The sequence below is a fragment of the Streptomyces sp. NPDC057486 genome, assembly GCF_042802415.1.
GTDB lineage: Bacteria > Actinomycetota > Actinomycetes > Streptomycetales > Streptomycetaceae > Streptomyces > Streptomyces yanii.
The window spans coordinates 1-18674 of record NZ_JBHVEE010000071.1 but is presented as its reverse complement, the minus strand read 5'-3'; the positions used below and the strand labels follow the sequence as shown (position 1 = coordinate 18674).

Here is an 18674-nt window from a genome sequence, read left to right as displayed (position 1 = left end):
CGTCAGTCACCCGCCCCGGGCCGGACATCGTAGTCCCAGGCCAGTTCCCACACCCACACCGCCGAACCCTGGTCGGCTGTGGCGAGCAGGCTGCCGTCCTCGCTCAGTGCCACGTGGTCGACCGTGGCGCGATGGCCCTCCAGGGTGCGCAGGCGGCGGCCGGAGCGTACGTCCCACAGGTGGACGAGGCGGTCGTGGCCGCTGGTGACGGCGAACGCGCCGTCGGCGCTGAGCGTGAAGGCCCACGGTTTGTCGGGCAGCGACAGGGAGCGCAGCACCCGGCCGGTGCCGGTGTCCCAGATCCGCAGGGTTCGGCCGTCCGGTGTGGCGCCCAGACGGCCGTCGGCGGTGAAAGCCACCACGCTCTGTCCGCTGCCGTACACTCCGCTGTCCTTGAACGACTGGAGCAGCTCGCCGGTGGCGACGTCCCAGGCGGTCGCGTACAGGCCGCCGGAGACGAACAGGATGCGGCCGTCCGGGCTGAAGTCCAGGCGTTCGTCGCGCATGCGGCCCTCCAGCGTCCAGGCGGGGCGGTCCGCGTCGAGCGGCCAGAGGCGGATCTCGTTCTCGTTCGACGGGCCGCCGAAGAGGTTCGCCCGCGGATGGGTGCCCGCGTGGGATGCGGCGTACTGGGCGTCGCGGCTGAGGGCCACGGTGTGGACCTTGCCACCGTGCGCGTGCAGTTCGCGCAGGATCTCGCCCTGAGGGAGGTTCCGCAGCTTCAGGGTGCCGTGCTCGTCGCCGATCAGGATGCGGTCGCCCGTCTCGTTGAGGGCGTGGGCGGTGAGGGCTCCGTCGTCGTCGGTGAAGATCCGCTTGACGCCGGTCTCCAGGCTCAGCTGACGGATCGTGCCCTTGCCGGTCAGGACGGTCAGCAGCCGTCCGCCGACGGCGAACCGGATGTCCCTGGCGCTGCCGCCCTCACCGCGGTCGAAGGTGTGCAGCCGCTCTCCGGCGGCGAAGTCCCAGACGTCCACCTCGCCGGTCCACCGGCCGGTCACCATGTAGGCGCCGTCCCGGCTGACGGCGAGGCTCACCGGCTGGGTCAGCTCCCCGTGCCCGTCGAACTCGTACAGGCCCCAGGCGCCGAGCAGGGTGGAGCGGCGGCCGTGGGGGGCCACCCGCACCCAGGCCTGGCGCAGTTCCGGGTGGCGGGCGAAGCCGGGCACCCGCTGGGCGGCGCGCAGTGCCTCGGCCGCCGCCGCGAGGTCGCCGTGCTCGGTGTGGGCGCGGGCGCGGTCCATCAGCTGCCCGAACTCCTCCTCCGTACGCGTGAGTTCGTCGGCGGGCCGGGGTCGCGCATAGCACCAGGGGGCGACGAAGTCCGCGGTGGGCAGCGACCGCACCACGAGTGCGCCGTGGCCCCCGCCGAGCACGGCGACCCGGCCGTCCGCGCCGATCGCGGCGGAGTGCACCCAGAGGGCGTCGGCGGGCAGGTCGCCGTCGAGCGTGCGCAGACAGCGGCCGGTCGGCACATGCCACACCTGCGTCGGTTCACCGTGGCCCCCGGTCAGCAGGGTGGGGCCGGCCGTGGCGACCGCCAGGGTCGTCACATGCCGCAGCCGGTGCGGCACCTCGCTGACGACCGTGCTCCGCCGTGCGTCCCACAAGGTGAGCGGGCCGTTCGACCAGAGGGCCGCCGCGCAGCGGGCATCCGGGGAGAGAGCCACGCTGTCACCGAGCCAGGTGCGCACCTCCCGGCCGTGCAGCGTGCCCCTGACCGGCCCGACGAGCGTGCCGAGGCCACGGGTGCCGGGCACGTCCCAGGAGCGGACGGTGCCGTCGTTGCCGTGCTGGTCGAAGGAGGCGGACAGCGCCCTGCGGCCGTCGCGACTCAGCGCCAGGGCGGTGACCGGCCCCGCGTGGCCGCGGAATACGGCCGTCAGGCCCCGTTCCTCCGGTTCCCAGACCTGGATCACGCCGTCGTCCTGGCCGGTCGCCACGTACCGGCCGTCCCCGCTGACCGCCACGGCGCCCACGGCCGGGGAACCCGGTGCGAACGGCAGGGCGCGTCTGCGGCGGCGGCCCCGGGGCAGGTCCCACACCTCCGGGACGCCGTCGCCGCGGAGGGCTACGCCGAGCGTGCCGCCCGCGTCCATGGCGAGGGCGGTGACCGGTTCCCCGCGTCGGGTCAGGGTGCGCTTGGCCCAGCGGTCGCCGGCCTCCCGTCGCGTCCACAGCAGCAGCCTGCCCGCTCGGTCGCCGGACACGATCGCGCCGCCGTCCGCGGCGATCGCGACCGCGTCGACGTTCTCGGAGTGCCCTTCGAGGTCAGTGCGGATCCGCGGGGGGCGCCGCTCGCACTCGGCGAGGGCCGCGGCGGCGTCCGGTGAGTCGGGGTCGGCCGTGGCCGCCTCCCGCAACAAGGCACCGGCGCGGGCGTTCTCGTGCCGCTCCAGCTCCACGGAGCCCAGGAGCAGGGCGCCGAGGCCGGGCGGGGCGCCGGTGTCGGCGGCGCGGGCCGCCTCCAGGTCGGTGACGACCTCCTCGCTGGTGCGCCGTCCCGAACGCCACGAGTGCAGGCCGAAGTTGTAGACCGAGGGCAGGTGGTGGGGGTCGGCCTGGATCGCCGCCAGCCACAGTTTCTCGGCGTCCTCGGCGCGGCCGAGGTCGAGGAGGGAGAGAGCCTGGTTGGACAGGCCGTCCGACAGCAGGTGTACGGCCTTCGGGGCGGGGCGCGGATGGGGGGTGCCGAGCCGTTCGCGGTGCAGGTCGCGCAGGGCCGCCGCGACCTCCGCGAGCCCGGCCGGGCGGTCCGCCGGGTCCTCGGCGAAGCAGCGCCGCAACAGCTGGGCCACCTGCGGCGGCATGGGCGGCACGCGCGCGTCGTCGGGGCCGCCGTCGCGCAGGAACGTCTCCAGCGCCGCGCCGGCCACCTGGCCGTAGGGGGTGGGCCGACGACCGGCGAACATCTCCAGCACGCTCACCGCCCAGGACCACACGTCCGTCGCGGTGGTCAGCCGTATGCCCCGGTGTCCCGCGGCGGCGGCCGCCTGCTCCGGGGAGCAGTAGGCGTGGGTCATGCCGCCGAAGGTGACGGTCAGCGGCTCGTCCGCGGGACTCTCGGTGTCCTCCCGGGCGTCGTTGTTCCCCCGTGCCCCGGCCAGGCCGAAGTCGGTGACCTTGGCGGTGCCGTCCGGTTCGAGCATCACGTTCGCCGGTTTGACGTCCTGGTGGACGAGCCCGCTGTGGTGCGCGTGCGCCAGGCCCCACGCCATCTGCACGGCGATGTCGAGAACGCGGCCCAGCGCGGTGTCGGGGCCGCCCGCGTAAAGGCCGCCGCCACGCACGGCGTCGGACAGGCTGCCGCCGTCGACCCACTCGGCGAACACCCGGGGCAGACCGTCGACGGTGCGTACGTACACGCAGTTGACGGTGTGCGGATGGAGCCCGAGCCCCACCCAGGTACCGGCCTCGGTCTCGAAGCGGCGGCGACCCTCGGCGGTGCGCACCTGTTCGGGGCGGGGTGTCTTCACCGCCAGGTCCACCTGCCAGTCGCGGTGCCGGACCCGGTGCACCAGACCCATGCCACCGCTGTGCACCACGTCGAGCACCTCGTACAGACCGAGGACCACCTCACCCGGCTGCCAGGTCCGGGCCCGCTCGGCGGCCACGGTGGTCAGTCGGCGAGCGCGACGAAGAGCGGGCTGCCGAGCAGCACCGTCATCCCGTCCTGGCCGTCGAGTTCGGGGTAGGGGCTCGGGCCGTGCAGCAGACGTTTGGCGAGGAACTCCACTTCTTGCTCGGCGCCGCGCAGCGTCCGGTTCGCGAGCTGGACGGAGGCGAGCGCGTCGGGCTGGGGGGTGCCGTCCGCGCCGTCCGCCGCCACGGCCGCGGCGAGCCCGGTCAGCAGACCCGGTGCCGTGGACGGTGCGAAGGGCAGCTCCTGCTCGGCGGGCGCGGCCCCCGGTGCGGGCCCGGGGGCGCCCAGCACATGGCCGCTCGCCCCGCCGAGCCCGACGATCGTCCGCTCGGTACGGCCACCGAAGTAGACCAGCGGCGACGGCCCGAGCGGCAGCGGCCCCCAGCGCATCGGAAGCCGCCCCCGGACGTACTGGCCGGGTGCGTCCACGGTGCCCACGTCGCCGAAGTCGTCGAGGTGCCGCACCACCCGCTCCAGCCGTGCCACCCGGTCCGACGCGGCTGTCTCCACGCTCCGCCGGGCGCTGACGAACTTCAGGCTGACACCGACCTCGGTGGCGCGTCGGCGCGTGAACCCGGGGTCGACCTGCGGCAGCAGCATGTCGACCTTGGCATCGCTGATGTAGACGTAGTACCGCAGCGCCACAACGCCCCCTCCGTCGGACGCAATGTATGCGTTCCGTCTACGCCAGGTTACTGGCAGGCGGCCATCCGAGAGGCAGTCTGGCTACATCAGGTTCTTCGGGAAGAACCGAATGACTTGGGTGACGCCGGCGCTGATGAGCGCGCGGCGTCCGCCTTGACGGACTGCGAGTCGATCACGCCGGCCGTCGGCTCCGCGTCCCGGCCCAACCGCTCGTGGACCTGGCCGCGCAGCCGGTCGTGGAACTCCTTGACCAGGCCATGGCCGCGCAGCAGCGGCCGGACCTCGGCCCACTCCGCGTCCGTCATGTCGGATGGGTACCGGCGCTGCCGCTCGGGCCGGTCAGCCGCGTTGCCGTATACGTTCGCGAGGCAATCACACGTTGCTGCGGCCGAGTTGGACTGCCCGGCATCGACAACTCACCCCGGCAGGAGCACCCGACCGGGAACCCGCTTCTAAAGTCAGCGATCGCGGTGACGAGCGCGAGGCAGTGCCCGCCGACAGAGGCGGCTCGCGACCCTGCGCGGCAAGGCTGCCGGTGACATCCTCGGCGAGGCGCTGCCGCACGCGGAGGCCCGCCCGTACACCGACCTGGACGACTTCTACCGGCGAGGCCTGGTGCAGGGTTTCGATCTGCATCAGTACGGTGAGCGCGGCCTGCTGCCGGCCGGGCTGATCCAGGAGATCCGGGCACTGGCCCACCCGCCCGTGCCGTGGGATGCGAGGCTCGCCCGCTGGTTCGACGAGTACGTCCCCCGACCGGAATCCGTACGGTCCTACGCTCGCCCGGCGCGGCGGCAGGCGTCGACACCGGACATCCCGCGCGCGGGCCGGTACTTCCCTCCTCAGGAGACGGCACGCTGCACCTTCGGAGTCGTTCTCGACACCTCCGGATCGATGAACAGCGCCGTGCTCGGCAAGGCACTCGGCGCCATTGCCTCGTACGCGGAGGCACGCGACGTACCCGCGGCGCGTGTGGTGTTCTGCGACGCGGCACCGTACGACGCCGGCTATCTGCCACCGGCCGAGATCGCGGGCCGGGTTCGGGTGCGCGGCCGTGGCGGGACCGAACTGCAGCCGGGCATCGACCTGTTGCACACGGCCGACGACTTCCCGCCGGCGGCCCCGGTGCTCGTCATCACTGACGGCCGGTGCGACACGCTGCGGATCCGGCGCGAGCACGCGTTCTTGATCCCGCAGGGTGCCTCTCTGCCGTTCACACCGCGTGGCCCGGTGTTCCGGTTGAGCTGAGGGTCCGGCGTCACGAGGTCTCGCGTGGAGGTGCGAAATTCGCCGACGCCCTCCTGCCACGTTTCGCTGAGGCGACGCTGTCGGCCCGGCTGCGGATCGTGATTCCCTCGGCAACGGCAGCGACCTCTTCGACTTCGTCCACGTCATCCCCCACGATCCGGGAGGGCCACCGATGTCACCTGCAGGAGGTCTGCTGCCCGATGACCAACGCGCCGTCCGCCGGTTTCGGTCCGTCTACCGTTGGATCGACCACATCAACAACTCGACGAGTGGGGCCGGCAGGGGCTTGCCGGGACTCAACACTTTGTTGCCGACGGGCAAGCCGATGTGGGAGACCTGGAGAAGACCAGCAATCAGGAGCTTGACGCTCCGGTTGGCGATTCGCGAAGGGCTGGACGCCATGGAAGACAGAGGTCCCCACACCGCGGGCGAAGGGGCCGGAGCCGACTCCGCTTCGGCCGTTGCGGCAAGCCCGCCGGTCATCATGGGCAACAAGCCCGGCTCGTTCGCCTGGGATGTCCTTGCCAACCGCCACCCTGCCCTCATCCAGCAGGTACGAGCCGCCTTCCCGTACAGCCGTCGGCAGCACGAGGCCCTCGATGACCTGCTGGACGAGATCACCAACGGCGCCGTCGAACCGCTCGACCCCGAGGACCACGATCACGAGCACTGGGCGGACTCGGGGCGGGAGCACTTCGGGCGATCCTGGTACGACGCGCCCTTCCTGTGGGCGGAGAGCTACTTCTACCGCAGGCTCCTCGGCGCGGTCGGGTACTTCGGTAACGGGCCATGGCAGGGAGTCGACCCCTTTGCGCCCTTCAAGCAGGCGGAACTGTGCGGCGAGGCGGTGGAGGAGGAGCTGCGGGCCCTGGACGCGCTCGCAGACGCGCCGGCCGATGAGCGGGCCACGGCCCTGCTCCATGCCTCGCTCTGGGGCAACCGCGCGGATCTCGGCTTCCGCGTCTCGGCGGGGGAGGCGGCGGCCAGTGAGGCCGTTGCCTCTGCGCTGGTCGCCGACGACAGTGCCGTGCTGTGGCAGCTGCTGCCTGCCGGACGCTCCTCGACTGTCGCCGTGGTGGCCGACAACGCGGGACGCGAGCTGATTCCGGACCTGATCCTCATCGACCACCTCCTCGAACACCGACATGCCGAGCGGGTCGTGCTCCACGTCAAGCCCTACCCGTACTACGTCTCCGATGCGATGACGGCGGACGTGGTCGACTGCCTCCGGCGCCTCACCGAGGCGCCCGGCGAAGCGGGCCGGATCGGCGGCCGACTGTGGAAGGCCATGGCGACCGGAAGTCTGGAGGTCCGTACCCACCCGTTCTTCTGCGCCCCTATGCCGTACGAGGAGATGCCGGAGGACCTCCGTGAGGAGTTCGCGGGCGCCACGCTCACCATCATGAAGGGCGACCTCAACTACCGCCGCCTGGTGGGGGATCGGCTCTGGGGTGCCACAGTGTCCTTCGCCACTCGCACTGCGTACTTCCCAGGAGCCGTCGCGGCCCTGCGCACACTGAAGTCCGACGTCATTGTCGGCCTGGACCAGGCAACCTTGGACGCCCTTGAGCGCTCCGGTGCCGCGTGGCGTACAAGTGGGACGCACGCGCTGATTCAGGTGCGCAGATAGCTTCGGCCGGAGGGGCCTCCTGGGCCGGCGCCGGCTCCCCGGCGGCTCAGACCGTCGAAGCCGCGCGAGCGCCCGCCGCTCGGTGTCGCTGTTGCCGTGCACCCGCAGCAGCAGGGTGACGTAGGGCAGCTCCGAGGCGAGCACCTCGACGCTGCATCGTACGACGTGCCGCAGCCGGGCGGTTGTCGACGTGTACGGCGCCGGGCCCTCGTCCAGCACGGCGAACAGCGCGTCCAGAGCACGGGTGACGGCGAGTGAGAGCAGTTCCTCCTTGCCGGCGACGCCGGCGACGTGGTGGTAGATGCCGGACTTGCTCAGGCCGAGACGCCGGGCCGGCTCCTCCATGCCGGTGCCGTCGTAACCGCGCTCCTTGAAGACCGCGACCGCGACTTCCAGGAGGGAGTCACGGTCGTAGGCGGGCCGCTCCCCCCCCCTGCCGTGCGGGAAGTCCGATGGGCGAGTCGCTCACCCGGCCATTGCGGCAAGGAGACGGATCACGCCGTGCGCTGGTCCTTGATCCTGCGCAGCTTGCCCAGGGAGCGCTCCAGGCTCTCCGGCTCCACGATCTCCACTTCCACGCTCACGCCGACGCCGTCCTTGACGCCCTTGGCGATCGCGCGGGCGGCCGCTTCGCGCTGCTCGGGACCCGCGCCGGGCTCGGCCTCCACACGGACGGTCATGTGATCCATGCGTCCCCTTGTACTCAGCTGGATCTGGAAGTGCGGGGCGACGCCGGGGGCGCGCAGCACCACCTCCTCGATCTGGGTCGGGAAGACGTTCACCCCACGCAGGATGATCATGTCGTCGCAGCGGCCGGTGATCTTCTCGATACGGCGGAAGGCGGGCCGGGCGGTGCCGGGCAGGAGCCGGGTCAGGTCGCGGGTGCGGTAGCGGATGATCGGGAGTGCCTCCTTGGTGAGCGAGGTGAAGACGAGTTCACCGTTCTCACCGTCGGCGAGGGCGTCGTCCGTGAACGGGTCGACGATCTCGGGGAGGAAGTGATCCTCCCAGACGTGCAGGCCGTCCTTGGTCTCCACGCACTCCTGTGCCACGCCGGGGCCCATCACCTCGGAGAGGCCGTAGATGTCGACGGCGTGGATGTCCATGCGCTCCTCGATCTCGCGGCGCATCTCCTCCGTCCACGGTTCGGCGCCGAAGATGCCCACCTCGAGGGAGGTGGAGCGCGGGTCCACGCCCTGGCGCTCGAACTCGTCGAGCAGGGTGAGCATGTAGGACGGGGTGACCATGATGATCTCGGGCTTGAAGTCCTGGATGATCTGCACCTGTCGTGCGGTCATGCCCCCGGAGGCGGGGATGACGGTGCACCCGGCCCGTTCGGCGCCGTAGTGCGCGCCCAGGCCGCCGGTGAACAGGCCGTAACCGTAGGAGATGTGCACCTTGTGCCCGGGACGGCCGCCGGCGGCGCGGATCGAACGGGCGACCACGTCCGCCCATGTCGACAGGTCGTTCTCGGTGTAGCCGACGACAGTGGGGCGGCCCGTGGTGCCGCTGGAGGCATGAACACGGCGGACCTGGTCCATGGGTACGGCGAACATGCCGAACGGATAGGTGTCGCGCAGGTCGGCCTTGGTGGTGAAGGGGAACCGGGCCAGATCCTTCAGTGTGTGGCAGTCGTCGGGCGTCACGCCGGCCTGGTCGAATTTCCTGCGGTACAGCTCGACGTTGTCGTAGGCGTGCCGAAGCGTCCGGTGGAGGCGGCGCAGCTGGAGGTCCTCCACCTCCTCCCGTGACATCCGCTCCGCATCGTCCTGCAGTTCCGCCGGCAGGGGCTCACCGCGGCGGGGGCGGACGTCCATGGGGGCGGTCGGTTCGCTGATCATTGCGGCTCCTTGGATCCCGTGCTTCGGATGCTGCGGCTGCGGCCGCGGAACTCCGCGATCACCGTCTCGCCGCGGATGACGGTGACGTCGTAGATGCCGCTGCGACCGAAGCGGGTGATCTCCCGAGCGGTGGCCGTCAGGACGTCTCCCTCGTGGGCGGGCGCCACGAAGGTGACGTCCGCCCCGGACGCGACGGTGACGGGTCCGTGGCTGTTGCAGGCGCAGGCGAAGGCGGTGTCGGCGAAGAGGAACAGGTATCCACCGTGGGCGGTCCCGTGCCCGTTGACCATGGACGCCGTCACCGTCATGCGCAGTACAGCGGTTCCCTCGCCGTGCTCCAGCAGTTCGATGCCGAGAAGGCGTGAAGCCTGGTCCGCGGCGAACATGCGCGCTGTCGGCGCCGAAAACGTGGGGGTTGCTTCCGTCACGGTTTACACCACCTTGTGTCCCGACCGAACATTCGGTTAGTTTCGGCACGGCCAAGTAATCAAGCCACGCCAGGGCCTGTCAAGAGGTGAGTCATATGCAACACGCAGCCACTGAGGTGCCCGACTTCTTCGCACGTCATCGCACCCTGCTGGAACAGGCGGTGGCTGCGACGGAAAGCCGGGAGCACTGGACGCCCTATCCCGAGTCGCCCAGCAGGTCGGTGTACGGCGAGGACGCCGCCACGCTCGGCGAGGCGGTCTTCCGGGAGCAGATCGGCAGGCCGTTCGACCTGCCCGGACATCCGGGGGAGGGACGTGTGGCGCCCGAGGAGCACTCCCCGTACGGCTTCCCGCTGGGCATCAGCTACCCCCGGCTCTCCCCGACCGCGGCCGTGGCCGCCGCCAAGGACGCCACGGCAGCCTGGCGTGCGGCCGGCCCGGACACGCGCGCCGGCGTCGCCGCGGAGATCCTCGCCCGGCTGAACGCGGCGAGCTTCGAGATCGCCCACGCGGTGCAGCACACCACCGGCCAGGCGTTCGTCATGGCCTTCCAGGCGGGCGGCCCGCACGCCCAGGACCGGGGCCTCGAAGCCGTCGCCTACGCGTGGGCGGCGCAGAAGAAGCACCCGGCCGCCGCCCGCTGGAGCAAGCCGCAGCGCAAGGGCGACGCCCTGGTGCTGGACAAGAAGTTCAGCCCCGTCGGCCGTGGTGTCTCACTCCTCGTCGCCTGCAACACCTTCCCGACCTGGAACGGCTATCCGGGGCTGTTCGCCTCGCTCGTCACCGGCAACCCGGTCGTGGTCAAGCCGCACCCAGGTGCCGTGCTGCCCCTGGCGATCACCGTGCGCATCGCCCGCGAAGTGCTGGCCGAGGCGGGCTTCAGCCCTGACCTCGTCCTTCTGGTCGCCGAGGCGCCCGGCGGCCGGGACGCCGCCACGCTCGCCCTGGACCCGGACGTCCGGATCGTCGACTTCACCGGTTCCACCGAGTTCGGCGACTGGCTCGAGACCCACGCCCGCCAGGCAGTCGTGTACACGGAGAAGGCCGGCCTGAACACGGTCGTGCTGGACTCGACCGACGACTACCGCGGTCTGCTGGGCAATCTCGCCTTCTCGCTCTCGCTGTACAGCGGGCAGATGTGCACGACCCCGCAGAACCTGCTGCTCCCGCGTGAGGGCATCGCCACCGACCAGGGCCGACGGACGGCCGACGAGTTCGCCACCGACCTGGCCGCAGCCCTGGACCGGCTGCTCGGCGACCCCGCGCGTGCCGCCGGCACGCTGGGCGCGATCGTCAATGACGGTGTGCGCGATCGGTTGAAGGACGCGGCCGGCGTCGGCCGTACGGTGCGGGCGTCGGCGTCCGTCGCACACCCGGAGTACGCCGAGGCGGACGTGCGGACGCCGCTCGTGGCACGGCTGGACGCGGAGGCCGACCGGGAGGTGTACAGCCGGGAGTGGTTCGGACCGGTGTCGTTCGTGATCGGCACCGACTCCACCCGGCACAGCCTGGAGTTGTTCCGTGAGATGGTGCGCGCGCACGGGGCGCTGACCGCCGCCGTCCACTCCACCGACGAGGACGTGCTGGCCGCCGCCGAGGAGGCCGCCCTGGACGCCGGTGTCCACCTGTCCGAGAACTTCACCGGGCAGATCTTCGTCAATCAGTCCGCCGCCTTCAGCGACTTCCACGGCAGCGCCGCCAACCCCGCAGCCAGCGCCACTCTGTCCGACGCGGCCTTCGTCGCCGGCCGCTTCGCCGTTCTGCAGTCCCGTCGTCCCGTCGTCACCGCCGAGGAGTCCGTCTGATGCCCGAAGAGGTCTACCTGATCGACGGAGCCCGCACCCCGCAGGGCCGTTACGGTGGCGCCCTGGCCTCCGTTCGCCCCGACGACCTGGCTGCCCTCGTCGTCGGCGAGGCCGTGCGCCGCTCCGGCATCCCGTCCGAGGCCGTGGACGAGGTGATCCTCGGCGCGGCCAACCAGGCCGGTGAGGACAACCGGGACGTGGCCCGTATGGCGGTCCTGCTGGCCGGGCTGCCGCACACGGTGCCCGGCTACACCGTCAACCGGCTGTGCGCCTCGGGCCTGACCGCCGTCGCCTCGGCAGCCCAGGCGATCCGCGCCGGCGAGGCCGACCTGGTCGTGGCCGGCGGCGCGGAGTCCATGACCCGTGCCCCGTGGGTGATGCAGAAGCCGGGAACCCCCTGGGCCAAGCCGGGCGAGGTGCACGACACGTCGCTGGGCTGGCGGTTCACCAACCCCCGCTTCACGGCCGCCGACCGTGCCGTCCCCGCAGGTGCCGGACCCGAGACGGCGAAGGTCACCCTGTCGATGGGGGAGACCGCGGAGGAGGTAGCGGCCCTGGACGGCATCACCCGTGCCGAGTCCGACGCCTTCGCTCTGCGCAGCCACCAGCGGGCCGTTGCCGCCCAGGACGCGGGCCGCTTCGACCGCGAGATCGTTCCCGTCCCGGTCAAGGACGGCGAGGTCATACGGGACGAAGGCCCCCGCCCCTCCACCACGCTGGAGAAGCTCGGCGCCCTCCGCACCATCTTCCGCAAGGACGGCATCGTCACCGCCGGCTCCTCCTCGCCGCTGTCCGACGGCGCCGCCGCCCTCATCGTGGCGAGCGCGGCGGCCGTGGACCGCTACGGGCTCACCCCGCGGGCGCGGATCGTCACCACGGCCTCGGCCGGCGTCCAGCCCCACATCATGGGTCTCGGCCCGGTGCCCGCCACCGAGAAGGCCCTGGCCCGGGCCGGATGGCAGGCGGGGGACCTCGACGCGGTGGAGCTGAACGAGGCGTTCGCCGCCCAGGCCCTGGCGGTGATGCGCCGGCTGAAACTCGACGAGGACAAGGTCAACGCCGACGGCGGCGCCATCGCGCTGGGCCATCCGCTCGGCTGCTCGGGCGCTCGTGTCCTGCTCACCCTGCTGGGCCGCCTGGAGCGGGAGGACGCCCGCAGGGGGCTTGCCACGCTGTGCGTCGGTGTCGGCCAAGGCGTCGCGATGCTGGTGGAGCGGGTGTGAACGCCACGACCTACGAGACCCTCCTGGTCGAGGAGCGCGACGACCGGGTGGTCGTCACGCTGCACCGGCCCGACGCCCGCAATGCCATCAGCGGCCGGATGATCGCCGAGCTGCACGACGTCTGCGACGAGCTGGAACGTCGACCGAAGCTGCTGCTGCTCACCGGGCACGGCCGCGTTTTCGCGGGCGGCGCCGACATCGCAGAACTGCTCGGGCGCGGCCGGGACGAGGCCCTGCAGGGCATCAACAGCCGCCTGTTCGAGCGGGTACGGCGCCTGCCGATGCCGACCGTCGCCGCAGTCGACGGCTGGGCCCTGGGCGGCGGTGCGGAACTGGCCTACGCGTGCGACCTGCGCATCGCGGGGCCCGACGCCGTGTTCGGCAACCCCGAGCCGGGGCTCGGCATCCTCGCCGCTGCCGGGGCATGCTGGCGGCTGCCCGAGCTGGTCGGCGAGTCGGTCGCCAAGCAGGTGCTGCTCGCCGGGCGGAATCTCGACGCGCAGGCGGCCCTGGCGGCCGGGCTCGTCATCGACGTCGTGCCGGTCGAGAAGCTGCTCGACGAGGCGCACGCGCTGCTGGACCGCATGGCCAGGTCCTCGGCCACGGCCCTGCGCCTGACCAAGCTCGTCGTCGACTCGCCGGGCGCCCATCCGGTCGCCGACGACCTGGCTCAGGCCGTGTTGTTCGAGGGCGAGGACAAGAAGGACCGCATGACCCGCTTCCTGGAGAAGAGGAGCCGAGCATGACAACCACCGCACCGGCCGTCGTCGGGGTGATCGGCGGCGGCCGCATGGGCGCCGGCATTGCGCAGTCCTACGCGACCGCCGGCTCCGCAGTCACCGTGGTCGAGAGCGGCGCCGAGGCCGCAGCCGCGGCCCTGGACCGGGTGGCCACGGGACTGAAGCGGGCCGCCGAACGCGACCTGCTCACCGAACCCGCGGACGAGATTCTTGCCCGGGTGTTCACCGTGGAGTCGGTGGACGCGCTGCCCGCCGAAGCCGACCTGGTCGTGGAGGCCGTCCCGGAGGACTCCGCGCTCAAGGCCCGCGTCCTCGCCGCCGCCGAACTGACGGTGAGCGCGACGACGGTCCTGGCCAGTAACACCAGCTCTCTGTCCGTCACCGAGCTGGCCGCCGTCCTCGCCCGGCCCAGCCGCTTCCTGGGCATGCACTTCTTCAACCCGGTGCCCGCCTCGGACCTGGTCGAGATCGTGGTGGCGCCGGGCACGGACGCCGCCACGACCGAGGCGGCCTTGCAGTGGACGCGCTGCCTGGGCAAGAAGGACGTCGTCGTCAAGGACTCGCCCGGCTTCGCCAGCAGCCGCCTCGGCGTCACCCTCGGACTGGAGGCCATCCGCATGGTCGAGGAGGGCGTGGCGGAACCCGAGGCCATCGACGACGCGATGCAACTCGGCTACAAGCACCCCATGGGTCCCCTCCGCCTGACCGACCTGGTCGGCCTGGACGTGCGCCTGGCCATCGCGGAACACCTGCACGCCACGCTGGGCGAACGGTTCGCCCCGCCGCGGCTGCTGCGCGAGAAGGTCGCCCGGGGCGAACTGGGCCGCAAGACCGGACAGGGGTTCTACGCATGGCGGTGAGCGAAACGGCGCAGGCCGACGAACGCACCGTCGAGTACACCCTGCCGGACTGCGGCGCCGTCATCGAATAGCGTCGGGCGTCGAGGGCGCCTGCGTCGGCGCCGGTCTCGGCCTCGCGCTCTGCGCCGACCTCCGGGTGGCCGCCCAGGGCGGCCCGTTCTCCACCTCGTTCACCGGGATCGGCGTGGCCGCCGACAGTGGGCCGAGCGGCGCGCCGGCGCAGGCGGTCGGACCCTCGCGGGCAGTCACCCTGATGCTGCTCGGCGACCGCTTCGACGCCGAGGCGGCCGAGCGGTGGGGTCTCGTCCATCGCATGGTGCCGGACGGTGCCGCGACCGAGCAGGGCCTCGGTGCGGCCCGGCGCCTGGCCGCCGGCCTCAGCGCCGCGTATGCCGAGGTCGAGGCGCAGCTCCGGGCTGTGGCGGGCGGCGACCTGCCCGCACTGCTGGAGGCGGAGGCCGTGGTGCAGGAGCGGCTCAGGTGGACGGAGGACCACCGTGCCGCCGTCTGCGCCTTCCTCGACGGCCGGCCACCCTCCTTCACCGGGAACGGACCGCACTTCGGCACTTGCCAGAACCCAGGAATCTCGTCATATCATCGACCGAACGAACGGTCGGTAGGGATTGGTGGTACGGATGACTGCACAGCAGGCCGGCTCGTCGGCCGCACCTGACGCTCCACCCGCGCTACAGGAGCACTTCGAGTCGACGATCGCGCGGGACCAGCGGATCGAGCCGCGTGACTGGATGCCCGACGGCTACCGGAAGACGCTGATCCGGCAGGTGGCGCAGCACGCGCACTCAGAAATCATCGGCATGCAGCCGGAGGGTGAGTGGATCACGCGTGCGCCGTCACTGCGCCGCAAGGCGATCCTGTTCGCCAAGGTGCAGGACGAGGCCGGGCATGGCCTGTACCTGTACTCGGCGGCCGAGACGCTCGGCGCCGACCGCGCGGACCTCACCGAGCGACTGCTCGAAGGGCGCCAGAAGTACTCGTCGATCTTCAATTACCCGACGCTGAGCTTCGCCGACGTCGGGGTGATCGGCTGGTTCGTGGACGGCGCGGCGATCTGCAACCAGGTGCCGCTGTGCCGCTCCTCGTACGGGCCGTACGCGCGGGCGATGGTGCGGATCTGCAAGGAGGAGTCGTTCCATCAGCGGCAGGGTTACGAGCTGTTGCTGACGATGATGCGCGGCACCGAAGCCCAGCGGGAGATGGTGCAGGACGCGGTGAACCGCTGGTGGTGGCCGTCGCTGATGATGTTCGGCCCGCCCGACGAGGACTCGCCCAACTCCGCGCAGTCGATGGCCTGGAAGATCAAGCGGCACAGCAACGACCAGCTGCGCCAGCGGTTCGTCGACATGACCGTCCCGCAGGCCGAGAAGCTCGGCGTGAATCTGCCCGACCCGCAGCTGCGCTGGAACGAGGAGCGTGGCCATCACGACTTCGGCACCCCGGACTGGGACGAGCTGAAGCGCGTCATCACGGGCGACGGGCCGTGCAACACCCAGCGGATGGAGCGCCGCCGGACCGCTCACGAAGAAGGCGCCTGGGTGCGCGAAGCAGCGACCGCACACGCGGCCAAGCAGGCAGCGAGCGCGAAGAAGGGAGCGGCGGCATGACCTCCGACAAGCACGGCTGGCCTCTGTACGAAGTGTTCGTGCGCGGCAAGCGCGGACTCAACCATGTCCATGTCGGCTCGCTGCACGCTGCCGACGACGCGATGGCGCTCACGCACGCGCGCGACCTGTACACCCGCCGCAACGAGGGCGTCAGCATCTGGGCGGTGCGCAGCGAGGACATCGCGGCCTCCACGCGCGACGAGAAGGATCCGTTCTTCGCGCCCAGCGCCGACAAGGTTTATCGCCACCCGACTTTCTACGACATCCCCGACGACGTCCCCCACATCTAGGAGCAGGGCATGAGTGACGACCACGTCTACATGACGCTCGCCGAGGGACACGAGGACGACGCTCGCTGGGCCTACGGCACCGGTTTCGAGGATCCGCTGCACGGGGTGAGCTCCGCTGTGCCGGACGGGGTCGACCGTGCCGAACTGGCCGCGCTGTGCTTGGTGTTGGCCGACGACGCCCTGGTCGGTGCCCAGCGCCTGGCCGAGTGGACCACGCGCGCACCCGAGCTGGAGGAGGAGGTGGCACTGGCCAACATCGGGCTCGACCTGCTCGGCCAGGCCCGCCTCCTCTACGCCCGCTGCGGTCAGGTCGACGGCACGGAACGCGGCGAGGACGCCTACGCCTATTTCCGTGACGCGGACGACTTCCGCAACGTGCGCCTGGCAGAACTGCCCAACGGCGACTTCGCGTTCAGCATCGCACGGCTGCTGGTGTTCGCCAGTTGGCGCCTGGCCCACTTCGAGCGGCTCACCGCCTCGGCCGACCCGGTACTCGCCGCCATCGCGGCCAAGGGCGTGAAAGAACTGACCTATCACCGGCAGTACGCGGCGGAGTGGGTCGTCCGACTCGGTGACGGCACCGCGGAGTCCCACCGCAGGATGCGCGCCGGCCTCGACGACGTGGCCGCCCACCTGGGGGAGTTGTTCGAGGCCCACGACGCGCGGACCGAGGTCCTCGCCGTGCTGCGACAGGTCACGACAGCGGCAGGGCTGCCCCTGCCGGACGTACCGCCGCCGACGGCCGGCTCCGGCCGCGAAGGTAACCACACCGAACACCTTGCCCCGCTGCTGACCGAGCTGCAGAGCGTGGTCCGCGCCCACCCGGAGGCGACATGGTGACCGTGCTCACGGACGCCCGGCGCATCGCCGAGCAGGTGCCCGACCCCGAACTGCCCATGCTCACCCTGGCCGACCTCGGAGTGTTGCGGGACGTGACGGTGGCCGCCGACGGCACGGTCGTCGCCGCACTCACGCCGACCTATTCCGGCTGCCCGGCCATGCCCGAGATGCGGGCCGGTGTGGCGGCGCGGCTGAAGGACGCCGGCTATGAGCGTGTGGAGGTCCGCACAGTCCTCGACCCCCCGTGGACCACCGACTGGATCACCCCGGAGGGGCGCCGCAAGCTCGCCGAACACGGCATCGCACCCCCCGGACCCGCACCGCGCCCGCTGCCGGGACCCGTGCCGCTGAGCCTGTCCACCACCCGCCGAGCCGTGCCCTGCCCTCGCTGCGGCGCCATCGACACGGAGGAGGCCTCCCGCTTCGGCGCCACCTCCTGCAAGGCGCTGTGGCGCTGCCGGGCCTGCCAGGAACCGTTCGAGTACGTCAAGGAGATCTGATGGAGGACCTGTTGGCTCCCGAAGCCGCCGCCCTCTCCCCGGGGCGGCGGGCGCGCCGCCGCCCCGCCTTCCACGCCTTGAAAGTGGCGGCAGTGCAGCGGCTGTGCGACGACGCTGTCGCGCTGAGCTTCGACATCCCCGGTGAGCTGGCCGAGGAGTTCGCCTTCACACCCGGCCAGTCGCTCACGCTGCGGCGCGAAGTCGACGGGCGGGACGAGCGGCGCTCCTACTCGATCTGCTCCCCGGTGGGTGCCCGGCCCCGCATCGGGGTGCGGGTGGTGCCCGGTGGACTGTTCTCGTCCTGGTTGGTGAACGAGGTGAGGCAGGGCGACACCATCGAGGTGATGGGTGCGACCGGCGCCTTCACCCCTGATCTGTCCATGCCCGGACACCACGTGCTCATCGCGGCCGGCTCGGGCATCACCCCGATGGTCTCCATCGCCGAGTCCGTCCTTGCCGCGGACGACCGGTCCCGCGTCACCCTCTTCTACGGCAACCGGCGCACCGACTCGGTGATGTTCGCCGACGAACTGGCCGACCTGAAGGATCTCTACCCTGCCCGGTTCCAGCTCGCGCACGTACTGTCCCGCGAACCGCGCGAGGCCGAACTACTGACCGGCCGTCTCGACGCCGACCGGCTGGCCGCGCTCATCGACGGCCTGGTCGACGTCTCCGAAGCCGACCACTGGTGGCTGTGCGGCCCCCACGGCATGGTCCTGGACGCCCAGAAGGTGCTCGCCGAGCTGGGAGCGTCCAGTGACCGGGTCCACCAGGAACTCTTCTTCGCAGGCGAGGAGCCCGTCGCCGTACGCCACGAGGAGCCCCGGGCCGACGGACCGGTCAGCCAGGTCACCGTCGTCCTGGACGGCCGCTCCACCACCTTCGCACTCTCCCGCGAGGCCACCCTTCTCGACTCGGCCTCCCGCGTACGCCCCGACCTGCCGTTCGCCTGCAAGGGCGGCGTCTGCGGTACCTGCCGCGCTCGGGTCACCGAGGGCGAGTCGGACATGCGGCGCAACTACGCGCTGGAACCTGCCGAGGTCGACGCCGGGTATGTGCTGACCTGCCAGACCTTCCCTGTCTCCGACAGCCTGACCGTCGATTTCGACAGCTGAGGAGCAGCTGTCGAACCCTCGTCCCGAAGTCGGTCAGGGCGGCAGACTCTCTGCCGGAGTCGGAGTGCGCCGACGTACTCGACCAGGACCTGTCCGACGGGGCCGTCCCAGGGCGTGTGTCGGAAGTCCCGCCTGCCCGGCGACGCCCGGCACGCTCGCTGCGTTGTCGGGGTCGTCCGAGTACGTCCGGTACGAGGGCGACCCTCCGCCTTGCGATCGCACGCACCGGACGCCGCCGGGCCCA

Annotated in this window: 16 protein-coding genes and 2 pseudogenes; 12 read left to right on the top strand and 6 right to left on the bottom strand. The window is 71.6% G+C overall.

What is annotated here, in order from left to right:
• Positions 1-2 precede the first annotated feature (2 nt).
• The 3 genes from ACFU6I_RS28620 to ACFU6I_RS28610 form a co-directional block, all read right to left on the bottom strand.
• The gene (locus tag ACFU6I_RS28620; RefSeq protein ID WP_384371871.1) at positions 3-3614 is read right to left on the bottom strand and encodes a WD40 repeat domain-containing serine/threonine protein kinase; all 3612 of its coding nucleotides are present in this window, start codon (positions 3612-3614) and stop codon (positions 3-5) included.
• A gap of 5 nt (positions 3615-3619) precedes the next feature.
• Complete coding sequence (locus tag ACFU6I_RS28615; RefSeq protein ID WP_384049901.1) at positions 3620-4288, bottom strand: DUF7019 family protein; 669 nt, start codon at positions 4286-4288, stop codon at positions 3620-3622.
• Between the two features lie 86 nt (positions 4289-4374).
• Complete coding sequence (locus ACFU6I_RS28610) at positions 4375-4593, bottom strand: hypothetical protein (protein WP_384371869.1); 219 nt, start codon at positions 4591-4593, stop codon at positions 4375-4377.
• Between the two features lie 187 nt (positions 4594-4780).
• On the opposite strand from ACFU6I_RS28610, the pseudogene ACFU6I_RS28605 reads away from it, so the two are divergent.
• A pseudogene (locus tag ACFU6I_RS28605) lies at positions 4781-5536 on the top strand (hypothetical protein); the annotation flags it as partial.
• Between the two features lie 400 nt (positions 5537-5936).
• Positions 5937-7166 carry a damage-control phosphatase ARMT1 family protein gene (locus ACFU6I_RS28600; RefSeq protein WP_384371867.1) on the top strand — a complete coding sequence of 410 codons (1230 nt, stop codon included), beginning with the start codon at positions 5937-5939 and terminating at the stop codon, positions 7164-7166.
• A gap of 54 nt (positions 7167-7220) precedes the next feature.
• Here the strand turns inward: ACFU6I_RS28600 and ACFU6I_RS28595 are convergent.
• From ACFU6I_RS28595 to paaI, 3 genes and pseudogenes are all read right to left on the bottom strand, one after another.
• A pseudogene (locus ACFU6I_RS28595) lies at positions 7221-7562 on the bottom strand (TetR/AcrR family transcriptional regulator); the annotation flags it as partial.
• A 98-nt stretch (positions 7563-7660) separates the two neighbouring features.
• Entirely contained in the window at positions 7661-9007 is a 1347-nt protein-coding gene (paaK, locus tag ACFU6I_RS28590) for a phenylacetate--CoA ligase PaaK (protein ID WP_384371865.1), read from the bottom strand.
• Positions 9004-9435, bottom strand: coding sequence for a hydroxyphenylacetyl-CoA thioesterase PaaI (gene paaI / locus ACFU6I_RS28585; protein ID WP_384371863.1), 432 nt, complete (start codon positions 9433-9435; stop codon positions 9004-9006). Before paaI ends, paaK begins: the two co-directional genes overlap by 4 nt.
• 95 nt (positions 9436-9530) lie before the next feature.
• Here paaI and paaN point away from each other — a divergent pair, with 95 nt between their 5' ends.
• From paaN to paaE, 10 genes are read left to right on the top strand one after another with little or no spacing between them, the layout of a single operon-like run.
• Entirely contained in the window at positions 9531-11240 is a 1710-nt protein-coding gene (gene paaN / locus ACFU6I_RS28580) for a phenylacetic acid degradation protein PaaN (protein ID WP_384371861.1), read from the top strand.
• Positions 11240-12463, top strand: a complete 1224-nt coding sequence (locus ACFU6I_RS28575) for a thiolase family protein (RefSeq protein WP_384371859.1) — start codon at positions 11240-11242, stop codon at positions 12461-12463. The genes paaN and ACFU6I_RS28575 overlap by 1 nt, the downstream gene beginning before the upstream one ends.
• Positions 12460-13209: an enoyl-CoA hydratase/isomerase family protein gene (locus ACFU6I_RS28570; RefSeq protein WP_384049885.1), complete on the top strand. Its 750-nt coding sequence runs from the start codon at positions 12460-12462 to the stop codon at positions 13207-13209. The genes ACFU6I_RS28575 and ACFU6I_RS28570 overlap by 4 nt, the downstream gene beginning before the upstream one ends.
• Positions 13206-14063, top strand: coding sequence for a 3-hydroxyacyl-CoA dehydrogenase family protein (locus ACFU6I_RS28565; protein ID WP_384371857.1), 858 nt, complete (start codon positions 13206-13208; stop codon positions 14061-14063). Before ACFU6I_RS28570 ends, ACFU6I_RS28565 begins: the two co-directional genes overlap by 4 nt.
• 49 nt (positions 14064-14112) lie before the next feature.
• Positions 14113-14736: an enoyl-CoA hydratase/isomerase family protein gene (locus ACFU6I_RS28560; protein ID WP_384371915.1), complete on the top strand. Its 624-nt coding sequence runs from the start codon at positions 14113-14115 to the stop codon at positions 14734-14736.
• Positions 14699-15685 carry a 1,2-phenylacetyl-CoA epoxidase subunit PaaA gene (gene paaA, locus ACFU6I_RS28555; protein WP_384371855.1) on the top strand — a complete coding sequence of 329 codons (987 nt, stop codon included), beginning with the start codon at positions 14699-14701 and terminating at the stop codon, positions 15683-15685. Before ACFU6I_RS28560 ends, paaA begins: the two co-directional genes overlap by 38 nt.
• Positions 15682-15975, top strand: a complete 294-nt coding sequence (paaB, locus tag ACFU6I_RS28550) for a 1,2-phenylacetyl-CoA epoxidase subunit PaaB (RefSeq protein WP_345514254.1) — start codon at positions 15682-15684, stop codon at positions 15973-15975. The genes paaA and paaB overlap by 4 nt, the downstream gene beginning before the upstream one ends.
• 9 nt (positions 15976-15984) lie before the next feature.
• Positions 15985-16815 (top strand): 1,2-phenylacetyl-CoA epoxidase subunit PaaC, encoded by an 831-nt coding sequence (gene paaC, locus ACFU6I_RS28545; protein WP_384371853.1) that lies wholly within the window; start codon positions 15985-15987, stop codon positions 16813-16815.
• Positions 16809-17315 (top strand): 1,2-phenylacetyl-CoA epoxidase subunit PaaD, encoded by a 507-nt coding sequence (gene paaD / locus ACFU6I_RS28540; RefSeq protein ID WP_384371851.1) that lies wholly within the window; start codon positions 16809-16811, stop codon positions 17313-17315. The genes paaC and paaD overlap by 7 nt, the downstream gene beginning before the upstream one ends.
• A complete protein-coding gene (paaE, locus tag ACFU6I_RS28535; protein WP_384371849.1) occupies positions 17315-18430 on the top strand; it encodes a 1,2-phenylacetyl-CoA epoxidase subunit PaaE in 1116 nt (371 codons plus the stop codon). Before paaD ends, paaE begins: the two co-directional genes overlap by 1 nt.
• The last annotated feature ends 244 nt before the right edge of the window (positions 18431-18674 follow it).